The following is a 14,289-nucleotide window of genomic DNA, read 5'->3' as shown; positions in this document are numbered from 1 at the left end:
AGACTGCTGTCAATTCGAGAGGCGCGGCAGGAGCAGATCCTTGAGATCGGTCAGCTTGCCATGAAAAAAGTGTCCGCATTCTGCCACTTTCAGCAGCTCATGGGGGCGTTGGAGCGCGTCGGACCATGCGTAGACCAACTGCGGATCGACCACTTCGTCGGTTTCCGGCTGGATCACGGTCAACTCACCGCCCGTCGGCAAGGGTGATTGTTCGTCCAGGCGCATCACCGCGGGGGCCACCATGAACAGGTGCTTGACCGGTTGTCCCTGGGCTTGCAGGCGCCCGCCGAGGGTCGCGGCAACGAAGCCGCCGAAAGAGAACCCGAACAGGGTCAGGGGCAGGCCGGGGTGCTTTTCCAGCAGCCAGGCGGCCGCGGCCTGGGCATCGTCCACTTCGCCGGTGCCCATGTCATGCGTGCCGGCACTGGCGCCGACGCCGCGATAATTGAAACGCAACGTAACCAGGCCGGCGTCGCGGGCGGTGCGTTGCAGGGTCGAGACCACTTTGTTGAGCATGGTCCCGCCCTGCACCGGGTTCGGGTGGCAAATCAGCGCCAGGCCACGGGGGGCCTCGCTGTCCAGGTACAACGCTTCCAGTTGGCCCACCGGGCCATCGATGACTACAGGGGTTTCGCGCATAAGCAAGGAAAGAACTCCGTGACCTCGAATTGGGTCGACTCGTCTAGCTAAAAGTCTGTGCCTGGCATCATTGCGATGTTCTTCGCGGTATACAGCGCAGGTCCGAGCCGTTAACGTAAAGCAAAGCCGTTTATAGAGGAAGGACTCGTGGAACACTCGCTCTTAGTTTGGCTGTTGCCGACTCTTGCCCTGGTTGCCGGTGTCGCCATTGGTTTCCTGATTGCCCGCCTGCTGCCCAACGCGGTGCCCAACAGCACCCAACGTCAGCTGGACGACATCCAGGAACGTTTCGACAGTTATCAGAATGAAGTGGTCACTCACTTCAACAGCACCGCCTCCCTGGTGAAAAAACTCACCCAGAGCTACCAGGAAGTCCAGGATCATCTGTCCGAGGGCGCCAACCGCCTGGCCCTGGACGAGCAGACCCGCCAGCGCCTGCTCGCCGCCCTGCAAGCCGATGCGACGCAGACCCCACGGGAACGCCTGACCCCGCCAAAAGGGATCCAGGAACCACCACGGGACTACGCGCCCAAGGCCCCGAACTCGCCCGGCATGCTCGATGAGCATTACGGTTTGAAGAAGTAGTTTCGCAGCGACACCAAAAAGCCCGCCCGATCGCATGATCGGGCGGGCTTTTTATTGGCTAAACTCCACTCGCTTCAATGCTCGCCACAGGATATTGGTGTCCTGAAAAATTATTGACTCAGTTCAACCCAACACCTCACCCGCCACCTGGTCGATCGCCCCCTTGGTGATGTCGACAATCAGGTCCGCATCCTCGCGGGTCAGGATCAAGGGCGGGGCGAAGCCCAGGATGTCGCCGTGGGGCATGGCGCGGGCGATCATGCCGCGCTCAAGGCAGGCGGCCGAGACCTTGGGGCCGACCTTGAGCGCCGGGTCGAACGCCGTGCGCTGTTCGCGGTCGGCCATGAATTCCACCGCCGCCAGCATGCCGTCTCCGCGCACCTCGCCCACCAGCGGATGACCTTCGAGGGTTTCACGCAGGCGGCGATTGAGATAGCCGCCCACCTCCTCGGCGTTGGCCGTGAGGTGTTCCCGTTCGAGGATGTCGAGGTTCGCCAGCGCCGCCGCCGCACAGATCGGGTGGCCGGAATAGGTCCAGCCATGGCCCATGGCCCCTTCGGCCTGGGAGGCTTTTTCAATCACGCTCCAGACCTTTTCCCCGATGATCACCGCCGACAAAGGTGCATAGGCACTGGTCAGGCCTTTGGCAGTAGTGATCAGGTCCGGCTTCATGCCATAGCGCTGGCTGCCCATTTTCGAACCGAGGCGGCCGAATGCGCAGACCACCTCGTCGGCAATCAACAACACGTCGTATTTCTTCAACACGGCCTGGATCGCATCCCAGTAACCGGCGGGAGGAACGATGATGCCACCGGTGCCCATCAGCGGTTCGCCGATGAACGCCGCCACGGTGTCCGGGCCTTCGGCGAGGATCATTTTTTCCAGTTCGTCGGCGCAATAACGCACGAAGGCCGCTTCGTCCATGCCCGCCGGGGCCTTGCGATACCAATGCGGACACACGGTGTGCTTGACCCCTTCCGCAGGCAGGTCGAAATGCTGGTGGAACGCCGGGAGACCGGTCAGGCTGCCGGTCATGATGCCCGACCCGTGGTAGCCACGGTCACGGGAGATGATTTTCTTCTTCTGCGGCCGGCCCAGCACGTTGTTGTAGTAACGCACCAGTTTGATTTGGGTCTCGTTGGCATCGGAGCCGGACAAGCCGTAGTAAACCTTCTTCATTCCCTCCGGCGCCCAGTCCATGATGCGGCTGGACAGCTCGATGATCGCCTCGCTCGAATGGCCGACGTAGGTGTGGTAGTAGGCCAGTTCCTTGGCCTGCTTGTAGATGGCGTCGGCGACCTCGGTGCGGCCGTAGCCGATGTTCACGCAGTAGAGGCCGGCAAAAGCGTCGATGAACTCACGGCCTTCATGGTCGCGAATGCGAACGCCCGAAGCACTCTTGATGATCCGGCCCTTGAGCGCGCCACTGGCGTGGTCATGGGCGTGGGTCGAGGGGTGCATGAAATGCGCACGGTCTTGTTCGAACAGCGTGTTGAAGTCTTGGCTCATGCGGACTCTCCTGGGAACTGGCCTTGATGGTGCAGGCAAAAATATTTGGTTTCGACGAAAGGCTCGAAGCCTTCGGTGCCGCCCTCGCGGCCGAGGCCGGAGGCTTTCATGCCACCGAAGGGAATCGGGTGGCCGGTGAACTTGACGCCGTTGACCGCAACCATGGCGTGGTCGAGACGGCGGATCAGCGGGTAGATGACATCCAGGCGGTTGGAGCAAATATAGGCGGCCAGTCCGTACTCGGTGTCGTTGGCCATTTCGACGGCTTCGTCCAAGGTGTCGAACGGCATCACCCCGGCGATGGGCGCGAAATTTTCCTCGCGGTAGATGCGCATCTGCGGTGTGACATCAGCCAGCACGGTGGGTTGGTAGAACAACCCGCCCAAGGCGTGGGCCTCGCCACCCACCAGGCGCTGGGCGCCAAGGTGCAAGGCATCGGCGACACGATCGACGGTCGCATCCAGCGCGGCCTGATGCATCAATGGGCCGACATCCACGCCCTGTTCCTGTTGATCGACCATGGCCGGCCCGACGCGCAAGGCGCGCACGGCGGCGGCGAAGCGAGTGAGAAATGCCTGGTAGACCGGACGCTGCACCATGATTCGGTTGGCCGCGCAGCAATCCTGACCAGAGGTCTGGAACTTCGCCTCTACAGCGACTTTCACCGCCAAGGCCAGATCGGCATCGGCGCAGACAATGAACGGCGCATTGCCGCCCAACTCCAACGCGACTTTCTTCACGTCATGGGCCGCCGCTTGCAACACCAGCTTCCCGACCCGGGTCGAGCCGGTAAAGCTCACAGAACGTACGCGACGGTCCTTGACCAGGGTTTGCATGGCCATTTGCGGCTCGCCCAGGACCACGTTGAACACCCCGGCCGGAAAGCCTGCCTCCTCGGCCAACTGCGCCAACGCCAGGGCCGAATACGGTGTCTCGTGGGCCGGTTTGATCACCACCGTGCAACCGGCGGCCAGGGCGGCGGCGGCTTTGCGGGTGATCATTGCCGACGGGAAGTTCCATGGCGTGAGCAGCGCGCAGACGCCCACGGGTTCCTTGATGGTGCCCAGGTGAGCATTGGGAATATGGCTCGGAATGTTCTGGCCGTATAGACGCCGGGCCTCCTCGGCAAACCACGGGATGAAACTCGCGGCATAGGCGATTTCGCCACGGGATTCGGCCAGCGGCTTGCCCTGCTCCAGACTGAGAATGCGCGCCAGGTCTTCGCTGTGTTCGGTGATCAACGCCGCCCAGCGCCGCAGCAGCGCGCCCCGGGTCTCCAGGCTTTGCTCGCGCCACGCCGGGAATGCACGATGCGCCGCGTCCACCGCCGCGACGATCTGCGGTTGATCAAGCATCGGCACATGACCGATGACGGTGCGGTTGGCCGGGTTGTGGACGGCCACGCTGTGGCCGCTGTCGCTGTGGACCCAATGGCCGTCGATGTAGCAAAGCGCTTTGAACAGCAGCGGATGTTGGTAAGGCATGACGTTCACTCCAGACCGTTTGCGTGAATCCATGCTAGGCCAGCGGCACTTGGGCTTTCGGGTGTTCGAGTGGGGTCAGACCTTGGTTTTTTTCTGGAAAGAACCCGCTGAAGAGCGTTTTCTGCGGTGCTCAGGCGGATGGCGCCAGCTCCGCCGGCAACGCACCGGCGGTCTTGATGGTCTTGGTGACGATGTAGGTGAAATAGCGTTCGATGCCGAGGTCTTCGAGCAGCAATTGATCGACGAAGCGCTGGTAGGCATCGACATCCGGTGCCTGGATCATCGCCAGGTAATCGACACCGCCACCGGTGGCATAACAGAACGCCACTTCGGGCGCGGCGATCATCCGTTGCTCGAAACGGCGCATGTCCTGGGCGGTGTGCCGGGCCAGGGTGATTTCCACCAGCACTTGCTGACGCTTGAACACCGCGGCCCAATCGACCTGCGCCCGGTAACCGACGATCAGGCCCGCCGCTTCCAACTTGCGCACCCGCTCCCAGGCCGGCGTCACCGACAGGTTGATGGCTTCGGCCAGGCTCGACTTGGTAATCCGCCCGTCCTCGGCGAGGATCTGCAGGATCTTGAGGTCGTAGCGATCGAGCTTGTGCATGGGCCGGGCTCCGGGTGGTTACAGAAAACTTCCAGACAGACATCAATTGTGGCGAGGGGATTTATCCCCTCGCCACAAAGGTCACGCGCAGCCTGATCACGCCAACACATCCGCAATCACCACCAGCGTATCGCCACACTGCACCAGCCCGGGAAAGTGCCGGGCCGCCAGGAGGCCGCTGCGGGCGGCGCGGTATTGCACCGGGGCGACGCCGCTGCGGGTGGTGTCATGGATGCGCGCCACTACCTCACCCTGGGTGACGTTTTCCCCAAGGTCACGGCACATCTCCAACAAGCCGTTGTGCTCACTGGCAATGAAGCAACTGGCGTCCGGCATATCGAGCATCAGTGAGGGCTGCAATTCGATCGAGCCCCGCAGGATGCCAGTGTGGATCAGCAGGTTGCGCACCCCGCGCTCGGCAATCGCCACGCTTCGGGCGGTGGACGAACCGCCGCCGCCCAGCTCGGTGGTGACGAACACCTTGCCCTGGGACTCCGCTGCGGTGTCGTACATCGATCCGGCATCCAGCTCCAGCATGCGCATGCAATACGGCGCGTTGAACGCCAGCATCCCGGCCTCGCAGCGCGCCTGTTGCTGCTTGTCGGACAAGACGTGGCAGGCGGCGAATGGCAGGAAATCCAGGGTCCGCCCGCCGGAATGAATGTCCAGCACAATGTCGGCCAAGGGCAGCAAGGTGCGATTGAAGTAGTCGGCGATTTTCTCGGTGACGTTGCCGTCCGGCCTGCCGGGAAAGCTACGGTTGAGGTTGCCCTTGTCGATGGGCGAAGTCCGGCGTCCGGCATGGAAGGCCGGGGTGTTCATGAACGGAACGATGATCACCCGCCCGCTCACGTCTTCAGCCGTCAATTGCTGGGCCAGTTTGCTCAGGGCCACCGGGCCTTCGTATTCGTCGCCGTGATTGCCACCGCTGAGCAGCGCGGTCGGGCCGCTGCCGCGCTGGATCACGGTGATGGGGATCATCACCGCGCCCCAGGCCGAATCGTCCCGCGAATACGGCAGCTTGAGAAAACCGTGCTGTACGCCCTCGCGGCTGAAATCAACCGTGGCGCTGATGGGATTGTTGGGCAAGTCGGGCATGGCTCAATCCTTCACGAACAATTGACGAGGCACGTTGCACAGCGTCTCGACGCCGGTCTCGGTGATCAGGATGCTCTCGGTAATTTCCAGGCCCCAATCGTCCATCCACAGCCCCGGCATGAAGTGGAAGGTCATGCCCGGTTGCAACACGCTGTTGTCGCCGGGACGCAGGCTCATGGTGCGCTCGCCCCAATCCGGTGGATAACTGATGCCGATGGGGTAGCCGCAACGGCTGTCCTTGTGGATGCCGAACTTCTCCAACACCTTGAAGAACGCCACGGCAATGTCACCGGTGGTGTTGCCCGGCTTGGCCGCGTCCAGGCCCGCGGCGATGCCTTCGACCACGGCTTTTTCACCCTCGAGGAAATGCTGCGGCGGCTTGCCCAGGTAAATGGTGCGCGACAGCGGGCAGTGGTAACGCTTGTAGCAACCGGCGATTTCGAAGAAGGTCCCGGCGCCCCGTTCGAACGGCGAATCATCCCAGGTCAGGTGCGGCGCGCTGGCATCAGCCCCAGTGGGCAACAGCGGCACGATGGCCGGATAGTCTCCGCCATGGCCGTCGGCACCGAGGATGCCGCTGCTGTAGATCTCGGCCACCAGTTCATTCTTGCGCATGCCCGGCTCGATCCGTTCGAGTATCCGACCGTGCATGTTCTCGACGATGCGCGCAGCGATGCGCATGTAGGCGATCTCCTGGGGCGACTTGACCGCACGCTGCCAATTCACCAGGCCTACCGCATCCGCCAGTTTTGCCTCGGGCAAATGCTTTTGCAGCGACAGGTACGCAGCGGCGCTGAAGTAATAGTTGTCCATTTCGACGCCGATGCTCAGCGCGCCCCAGCCACGGGCGATGATCACTTCGCGGGACAAATAGTCCATGGGATGGCGCTCGCGGGACTGCACGTAGATGTCCGGGTAACCGACGATGTTGTCGGCGTGCATGAACACCGTGCGCCTGGCACCGTTGGCATCCTGGCCGCGACCGAACCACACGGGCTCGCCCTCCAGCGCCAGCAGCACGCACTGGTGCACATAGAACGACCAGCCGTCATAGCCGGTGAGCCAGGCCATGTTCGATGGATCGGTGACCAGCAGCAGCTCCAGCCCTTGGGCCTGCATGGCCGCGCGAACCTTCGCCAGGCGCTGGGCGTATTCCTCCCGCTGGAACGGAAGATTGACGACTATCTCTGACATCCACCTGCCCTCTGATCAATGAAGCACGAATGAAAAATGGTTAGCGACCGAACGCAAAGCCCTTGCCCGCCGCTTTTGCCCGCTCGAAAGCGAGGTTGGCGATAGCGGTGTCCTGGGCGCCGGTACCGGTGAGGTCGCACAGCGTTACTTGCGCCGCATCGGTGCGCCCGAGCCGCTGCCCCGCCAACACCCGTCCCAATTCCATCAACGCCAGGTCATCGCGAACGGTGCCTGCCGCAAGGGCATGGTGCAGCTCGCCGAGCACACGGGTCTGGCTCAGGCGATCAGCGACATAGCAGTCGACGGCGGCCAGGGCTTGCGGGGAAATCTCGTTCTTGTGTTCCGCGTCCGAGCCCATCGCGGTGATGTGCAGGCCGGGGTGCAAATGACGGGCTTCGATCAAAGGTTCGCGACTGGGTGTGCAGGTGATGGCGATGTCCACGCCTTCCAGGGCAGCGTCAATGGACGCGCCTGGTGTGACGACCAGGCCGGTTTCACGTGCCAACGCCTGACTGAATGCCTTGGCTTTTTGTCCATCACGCGCCCAGACCCGCACCTCGTCGATGGGCCGCACCAGGCGCAGCGCCTGAAGCTGCAACGCCGCCTGCTCGCCGGCACCGATCAGCGCGACGCTGCGGCTGTCCTCGCGAGACAGGCAACGGGCCGCCACCGCACCCGCTGCAGCGGTGCGCACGGCGGTGAGGTAGCCGTTGTCCAGCAGCAGCGCCTCCAGCAAACCGGTGCGTGCCGAGAGCAGCATCATCATGCCGTTGAGGCTGGGCAGGCCAAGCTTGGGATTATCGAAAAAACCCGGGCTGACCTTGATGGCGAAGCGTTCCAGGCCCGGCAGGTAAGCGGTCTTCACATCCACTTCACCGTTGTGCTCGGGAATGTCCAACCGCAGGATCGGCGGCATCGCCACGGCGGCGGTGGCCAGCAGCACGAAGGCCTGTTCGACGGCATCGATACTCGCCAGATCGAGGGCCACGCAGCTGCGCAGGTCGACTTCGCTCAATAGGGTGACTTCACTCATGGCAGGCTCCGTTAATGGGTGATCAAGCGTTGGCGCCGGCGATCACGCGGGCATGTTGTTCGGTGTCGACGTTGCGCCCGCTGACCACCACCACAATGGAGCCGCGCGGTTCAATCAAGCCGTCGAGCAGCGCCGCGATGCCCACCACGGCAGCGCCTTCGAGCACCAGGCGCTCGTGGTGATAGGCGTGGCGGATGGCATTGGCAATCGAGGCTTCCGAGAGCAGGTGCAGGTCATCGATCAGTCGGCGGGTCATGGCGAAGGTGTAGCGGTTGTCCAGGCCGATGCCGCCGCCGAGGGAATCGGCCAAGGTGGGCAGCTCTTCGATGTCCACCGGTTGTCCGGCGGCAAGACTGGCGTGCATCGCGGCACCGCGGGCCATGCTGATGCCGTGGACCTGGATCGTGGGATTGGCGCTTTTCAGCGCGAAGGCGACGCCGGCGAACAGGCCGCCGCCGGACAATGGCACCAGGACCTGGGCCACGTCCGGTTGCTGTTCGAGGATCTCCAGGCCGAGGGTGCCTTGGCCGGCGATGATTGCCGGGTGATCGAACGGCGGCAGGAAGGTCGCCCCCTGCTCCCGGGCGATGCGCTCGGCTTCGCGCTGGGCATCGTCCTGGGATTGGCCGACGATGCACACCTCGGCGCCCAAATCGCGAATCGCCTGCACCTTGTTGGCTGGCACCAGGTTCGACAGGCAGACAATCGCCCGGACGCCCTGCTGCGAGGCCGCATGGGCCAGTGCCCTGCCATGGTTGCCGGTCGAAGCCGTGACCACGCCTTGGGCCTTTTGCTCGACACTGAGCTGCGCCACGGCATTGCTCGCCCCGCGCAGCTTGAAGCTGCCGGTCAATTGCAGGGATTCGAGCTTGAGGTACACCGGCACGCCCATCAGTCGCGACAGGCTGGGGGAATGCTCCATGGGCGTGCGCCGCACCTGCGACTCGATGCGCTGGCGAGCGATGTAGATGTCCTGAAGCTGCAACCCTGTCATGACGGCGTCCCGAGCGGAGATGTTGGGCGCAGTCTAAGAGGGCTGGATTGTGGTGATGAATGTACTAGGGCAATTTAGTTTGCGTTCATTTCGCTTGAACGAAAGGCCCGAAGATCCCCTCGCCACAAAGGCGCGCGCAGTTCGCGAGTAAGCACCTGCTTTTACAGAGCACTGTCATCAGAAATCATGAATCTGCGGGTACTGGTTGAAGATCTCCCGCATGCCGATCAGTGCATGGCGCATTTCCTCGTCGCTGCATTCAGCCCCGACGCAGACCCGCACCGCGCGTGGCCGGGGGGTGCCGCGCACAGTGAACGGGTCGGGCGACGTGACGGCGATGTGCTTATGCCTTAGCGCCCGCACCAGGCTGTCGACTTCCCAGTGGGGCGGGATGCCGATCCAGGCATTCAAGGCGTGAGGATGCTGGGCCAATACGTGCTCGCCCATGTATTCGGTAACCATCGCCTGGCGCCCGGCCAACAGGCGCCGCTGTAGGTGCAGCAACGATTCGGCGCGGCCATCGCGGATCCAGCGGGCGGCGATCTCCGACACCATCGGCGTGGCCATCCAGCTGTTGACCCGCAGGATGCTTTCGGTGCGCAGCGCGAGACGCTTGGGCACCACCAGATAACCGATGCGCAACCCCGTGAGCACCGACTTGGTCATGCTCGTGCAATAGAACGACAGCTCCGGCAGGTAATGGCTGATGGGCGGCGCACGGCGTTCGTCCAGCAGCGGACCGTACACATCGTCTTCGATGATGTGCACACCGAAGCGGCGAGCGATCTCGGCAATTTCCCGACGCCGGGCGTCAGGCATCAGGCTGGTGGTGGGGTTGTTCAGGTTCGGCGTGCACACCAACGCGGTGATGCGCTCGTTGCTGCACATGTCCTCGAAATGCTCGGGGTCGATGCCATGGCGGTCAGTGTCCAGGCCCTTGAGGGTAAAGCCCAGTACCTGGGAATTGCCGATCACGCCGTGGTCGGTCAGCCCTTCGCAGAGCACCACATCGTCGGGACCGGCGAGGGACGCCAGGGCGAGGAAGATGCCATGAGCTGCGCCATTGGTGATCAATACATCGTTGCGATCGACCTTCAGCCCCTGCCGCCCAATCCACTGCGCCGCAGCTTCGCGATGGGATTCAAAACCGGCTATCGGACGAAACGCATGGATCCATGGCTGATCCTCTTCGGTACTCAGTTCGGCACAGGTGTCACGCCAGAACTGATCATGCTCGCGGGTGTGGAGAATGCGCGTGATGGAGAAATCCACCAGCGCCCGCTCGGGGCTGTCGAGTATGTAAGTCGCCACCCGGTCGCTCATGCGCCGCGAGACGAAACTGCCACGCCCGACTTCGCAACGGACCAGCCCTTGGCGCTCTAGCTCCTTGTAGGCGTTGGTGACGGTCTGCACGCTGATGCCCATGGCGTCGGCCACTTGCCGTTGCGGCGGCAGGCGCTGGTCGTTGGCCAGGCTGCCCTGTTCGATATCGTCGGCAATGGCCTGCACCAGAATCTTGTATTTGGATTCACCGCTGCGGGCAACATCCAGGGCTGATTTCCACTTATCCATAACGCTGCAACCGGCATGAGAACGGGTGCGCACAGCATTGCGCGGCCATGGCGGCAAAGCAATTGTCCTAGTGCAATACAATCCGCGCCGGGGCTTTTGTATGCTCGGTCCACGGTCGTCCTCCAGGCGGGTTCATTACCCCGACAAAAAGCCGGATCGACCTGTACCGGCGCTGTTACCGTTTCCAGGCCCCGCCCGGATCCGCCGCCGTACGTTTTGCTCTTGTCACACTGCCTCCTAACACAGAACCGTCCGCTGACGGATCCACAAGAAACAGGAGATTTTATCGATGAGCAATTTTCTTCCCGGCAACTGCGCGCCCTTGCGTAGGCTCTTGTTGACCTGTGCCGTACTGGGCCTGGCCGGCAGCGTTCAAGCGGCCACCCTGGACACCGTCAAAAGCAACAGCAGCATCCGGATCGGCTACGCCAACGAAACCCCGTTCGCCTTTACCGAAACCGACGGCACCGTCACCGGCGAATCGCCGGAGATCGCCAAGATCATCTTCGCCAAGATGGGCATCAAGCAGGTCAACGGCGTGCTCACCGAATGGGGCTCGCTGATCCCTGGCCTGCGCGCCGGGCGCTTCGACGTGATTGCCGCCGGCATGTACATCACCCCGGCGCGCTGCAAGCAAGTATTGTTCACCGATCCGCAGTACCAGTTGCCCGACGCGTTGCTCGTGGCCAAGGGCAACCCGAAAAAGCTCCATAGTTATGAAGACATCGCCAAGCAACCGGACGTCAAGTTGGCCATCATGGCCGGTACGGTGAACCTGGCGTATGCCCGCGATTCCGGGGTCAAGGACGAACAGATTCTCCAGGTTCCCGACACCACCGCACAGCTGCAAGCCGTGCGCGCCGGTCGCGCCGACGCCGCCGTCGGCACGCAACTGACCATGAAAGGCCTGGCCAGCAAGGGCGGCGACAAGGTCGAGGCAATGACGGAATTCAAGGACGACCCGTCCCACATCGGCTACGGCGCCCTGGCCTTCCGCCCCGAAGACAAGGACCTGCGGGACGCGGTCAACGCCGAGCTGAAAAAGTGGCTGGGTTCGGAAGAACACCTCAAGGCCGTCGCGCCATTCGGTTTCGACAAATCCAACGTCACCAGCAAGACCGCGGCCGAGCTCTGCGCTCAGCCCTGACGGCACGCCGAAACGGGCATGACGCGCTGGCGTGATGCCTGTTCCCTGCTTCATCGGATATCGGGTTGAACCATGGGCGAATTACTTCCGTTATTGATTCAAGGGGCCTGGGTCACGCTCCAGGTGACCTTCTTCGGCTCGCTGCTGGCGATTGTCGCAGCGGTACTCGCAGCCCTCGGGCGGCTGTCGCCGTGGCGCGCGTTGCGCTGGTTTTCCATCACTTACATCGAAGTGTTCCGAGGTACGTCGCTGCTGGTGCAGTTGTTCTGGCTGTTCTTCGTACTGCCGCTGCCGCCCTTCAACATCGAGTTGAGCCCTTACGCCGTGGCGATCGTCGGCCTGGGCCTGCACATTGGCGCCTATGGGGCCGAGGTGATGCGCGGCGCCATCAGTTCGGTCGCCAAGGGCCAATACGAAGCCTGCACGGCGTTGAATTTCAGCGGCTTCACGCGCTTCAAGCGCATCATCCTGCCCCAGGCGTTGCTGGCAGCGATTCCACCGGGCACTAATTTGCTGATCGAGTTGTTGAAGAACACCTCGCTGGTGTCGCTGATCACCTTGTCGGACCTGAGCTTCCGGGCGCGCCAGTTGGATCAGGCGACATTCCAGACCCTGGAAATTTTCAGCCTGGCGCTGGTGATGTATTTCATCCTCGCCCAGGCCATCAACTTCGGCATGCGCAACATCGAGCGGCGGCTGAGCCGGGGCCGGATGCGTGGAGGTCTGTCATGACGTTGTTCGACTGGTCCTACGCCGCGCAAATCCTGCCGGACTTGCTGCGCGCCTCCCTCAACACCGTGGGCATCACGTTGATCGGTTTTTTGATCGCGATCGTGCTGGGGCTGTTCCTGGCGATTGGCCGACGCAGCCGCAGGTTCTGGCTGTCGTGGCCGGCCACGGCGGTGATCGAGTTCATCCGCAGCACGCCGCTGCTGATCCAGGTGTATTTCCTCTACTACGTGCTGCCCAACTACGGTCTTAGCCTGACGGCCATGCAGGTCGGCATCCTCGGCATCGGCCTGCACTACGCCTGCTACATCGCCGAGGTCTATCGCAGCGGTCTCGACGCGGTGCCGCGGGCGCAATGGGAAGCGGTGACGGCATTGAACATCGCGCCGTACGACGCCTACCGCAACATCATCCTGCCCCAGGCATTGCGCCCCATCGTGCCGCCGCTGGGCAATTATCTGGTGGCGATGCTCAAGGACACGCCGGTGCTGTCGGCGATCACCGTGGTGGAAATCATGCAGCAGGCCAAGAACATCGGTTCCGAGCACTTCCGCTACCTGGAACCGATCACCCTGGTCGGCCTGTTCTTCCTCGCCCTGAGCCTCGCCTTGGCTTATCTGGTACGGCGCCTTGAAACGCGCATGGAGCTACGCTAATGACTTTACCCCTCTCCACGCCCACCGATTTGTCCCGGCGCAGCACGCTGGCGTCACAGCAGGAGGCCCCGGCCATGCAGATTCCGACACCGTCCCGGCCGATTGTGAGTTTCCAGGACGTGACCAAAAGCTACGGCAGCTTCACGGTACTCGACCATCTGAACCTGGATGTCGCACCCGGTGAAAAAGTCGCGATCATCGGCCCGAGCGGCTCGGGCAAGTCCACCCTACTGCGGGTGCTGATGACCCTGGAAGGCATCGACCAGGGCCAGATCCGCGTCGAGGATGACTCACTGACCCACATGCCCAATCGCAACGGCGTGCTGGTGCCGGCCAACGACCGACACATTCGCCGGGTGCGCGGCAAGATCGGCATGGTGTTCCAGAGCTTCAACCTGTTCCCCCACATGACCGCGCTGCAAAACGTCATCGAAGCGCCGGTGCAGGTGCTGGGCATGAACCCGAAAGAGGCCCGGGAACGCGCTGCCGACCTGCTGGAACTGGTGGGGCTGGGCAACAAGCTCGACCATTACCCGTCGCAGTTGTCCGGCGGCCAGCAACAACGGGTGGCGATTGCCCGGGCGCTGGCGATGCGGCCCAAAGTGATGCTGTTTGACGAAGTGACGTCCGCGCTCGATCCGGAGCTGTGCGGCGAGGTCTTGAATGTGATCCGCAAGCTGGGTGCCGAGCACAACCTGACGATGCTGATGGTGACCCACCAGATGGGGTTTGCGCGAGAATTCGCTGATCGGGTGTGCTTCTTCTACAAGGGGCAGATTCATGAGCAGGGCACGCCGGCGCAGATCTTCGAGAACCCGCAGCAGGAGCGCACGTGTGCGTTCTTGAGTGCGGTGAAAGAAGCGAATTGATGCCCTCCCCATCACTCAAGTGAACACTATTGTGGCGAGGGGATTTATCCCCGCTGGGGCGCGAAGCGGCCCTCAAATCAAGTTACTCGGTGTGTCAGGCTGACTGAATTGGCTGTTTTGGGGCTGCTGCGCAGCCCAGCGGGGATAAATCCCCTCGCCACAAAAGTTCA

General features: G+C 62.7%; 14 protein-coding genes. 5 read left to right on the top strand and 9 right to left on the bottom strand.

What is annotated here, in order from left to right; genetic code table 11:
• Nucleotides 1-9: 9 nt before the first annotated feature.
• The gene (locus VQ575_RS04805; protein WP_039591574.1) at nt 10-639 is read right to left on the bottom strand and encodes an alpha/beta hydrolase; all 630 of its coding nucleotides are present in this window, start codon (nt 637-639) and stop codon (nt 10-12) included.
• 147 nt (nt 640-786) lie between these two features.
• Here VQ575_RS04805 and VQ575_RS04800 point away from each other — a divergent pair, with 147 nt between their 5' ends.
• On the top strand, nt 787-1,224 hold the full coding sequence (locus VQ575_RS04800; protein WP_039591575.1) for a Z-ring associated ZapG family protein: 438 nt from the start codon (nt 787-789) through the stop codon (nt 1,222-1,224).
• Nucleotides 1,225-1,347: 123 nt separating this feature from the next.
• Here VQ575_RS04800 and VQ575_RS04795 read toward each other — a convergent pair whose 3' ends face one another.
• The 8 genes from VQ575_RS04795 to ehuR form a co-directional block, all read right to left on the bottom strand.
• Nucleotides 1,348-2,733, bottom strand: coding sequence for an aspartate aminotransferase family protein (locus VQ575_RS04795; RefSeq protein WP_039591576.1), 1,386 nt, complete (start codon nt 2,731-2,733; stop codon nt 1,348-1,350).
• Complete coding sequence (locus VQ575_RS04790) at nt 2,730-4,217, bottom strand: NAD-dependent succinate-semialdehyde dehydrogenase (protein ID WP_325919180.1); 1,488 nt, start codon at nt 4,215-4,217, stop codon at nt 2,730-2,732. The genes VQ575_RS04795 and VQ575_RS04790 overlap by 4 nt, the downstream gene beginning before the upstream one ends.
• 130 nt (nt 4,218-4,347) lie before the next feature.
• Nucleotides 4,348-4,827, bottom strand: coding sequence for an Lrp/AsnC family transcriptional regulator (locus tag VQ575_RS04785; protein ID WP_039591578.1), 480 nt, complete (start codon nt 4,825-4,827; stop codon nt 4,348-4,350).
• 96 nt (nt 4,828-4,923) lie between these two features.
• Complete coding sequence (gene doeB, locus VQ575_RS04780; protein ID WP_045156847.1) at nt 4,924-5,925, bottom strand: N(2)-acetyl-L-2,4-diaminobutanoate deacetylase DoeB; 1,002 nt, start codon at nt 5,923-5,925, stop codon at nt 4,924-4,926.
• A 3-nt stretch (nt 5,926-5,928) separates the two neighbouring features.
• Nucleotides 5,929-7,119 carry an ectoine hydrolase DoeA gene (gene doeA / locus VQ575_RS04775; RefSeq protein WP_325919178.1) on the bottom strand — a complete coding sequence of 397 codons (1,191 nt, stop codon included), beginning with the start codon at nt 7,117-7,119 and terminating at the stop codon, nt 5,929-5,931.
• Between the two features lie 40 nt (nt 7,120-7,159).
• Nucleotides 7,160-8,152, bottom strand: coding sequence for a cyclodeaminase (locus VQ575_RS04770; RefSeq protein ID WP_325919177.1), 993 nt, complete (start codon nt 8,150-8,152; stop codon nt 7,160-7,162).
• A gap of 22 nt (nt 8,153-8,174) precedes the next feature.
• Entirely contained in the window at nt 8,175-9,146 is a 972-nt protein-coding gene (gene eutB / locus VQ575_RS04765) for a hydroxyectoine utilization dehydratase EutB (protein ID WP_198725738.1), read from the bottom strand.
• 177 nt (nt 9,147-9,323) lie between these two features.
• A complete protein-coding gene (gene ehuR, locus VQ575_RS04760; protein ID WP_039591583.1) occupies nt 9,324-10,718 on the bottom strand; it encodes a MocR-like ectoine utilization transcription factor EhuR in 1,395 nt (464 codons plus the stop codon).
• Nucleotides 10,719-11,007: 289 nt separating this feature from the next.
• Between ehuR and ehuB the strand changes: the two genes are divergently transcribed.
• From ehuB to ehuA, 4 genes are all read left to right on the top strand, one after another.
• Complete coding sequence (ehuB, locus tag VQ575_RS04755) at nt 11,008-11,865, top strand: ectoine/hydroxyectoine ABC transporter substrate-binding protein EhuB (RefSeq protein ID WP_045156851.1); 858 nt, start codon at nt 11,008-11,010, stop codon at nt 11,863-11,865.
• A gap of 72 nt (nt 11,866-11,937) precedes the next feature.
• On the top strand, nt 11,938-12,597 hold the full coding sequence (gene ehuC, locus VQ575_RS04750; protein ID WP_045156852.1) for an ectoine/hydroxyectoine ABC transporter permease subunit EhuC: 660 nt from the start codon (nt 11,938-11,940) through the stop codon (nt 12,595-12,597).
• Nucleotides 12,594-13,250 (top strand): ectoine/hydroxyectoine ABC transporter permease subunit EhuD, encoded by a 657-nt coding sequence (gene ehuD / locus VQ575_RS04745; RefSeq protein WP_039591587.1) that lies wholly within the window; start codon nt 12,594-12,596, stop codon nt 13,248-13,250. The genes ehuC and ehuD overlap by 4 nt, the downstream gene beginning before the upstream one ends.
• Nucleotides 13,250-14,119 (top strand): ectoine/hydroxyectoine ABC transporter ATP-binding protein EhuA, encoded by an 870-nt coding sequence (gene ehuA / locus VQ575_RS04740; protein ID WP_408003292.1) that lies wholly within the window; start codon nt 13,250-13,252, stop codon nt 14,117-14,119. The genes ehuD and ehuA overlap by 1 nt, the downstream gene beginning before the upstream one ends.
• The last annotated feature ends 170 nt before the right edge of the window (nt 14,120-14,289 follow it).

Source organism: Pseudomonas frederiksbergensis (assembly GCF_035751725.1).
GTDB classification, from domain to species: domain Bacteria; phylum Pseudomonadota; class Gammaproteobacteria; order Pseudomonadales; family Pseudomonadaceae; genus Aquipseudomonas; species Aquipseudomonas frederiksbergensis_A.
This window is presented reverse-complemented; position numbering and strand designations above follow the sequence as displayed.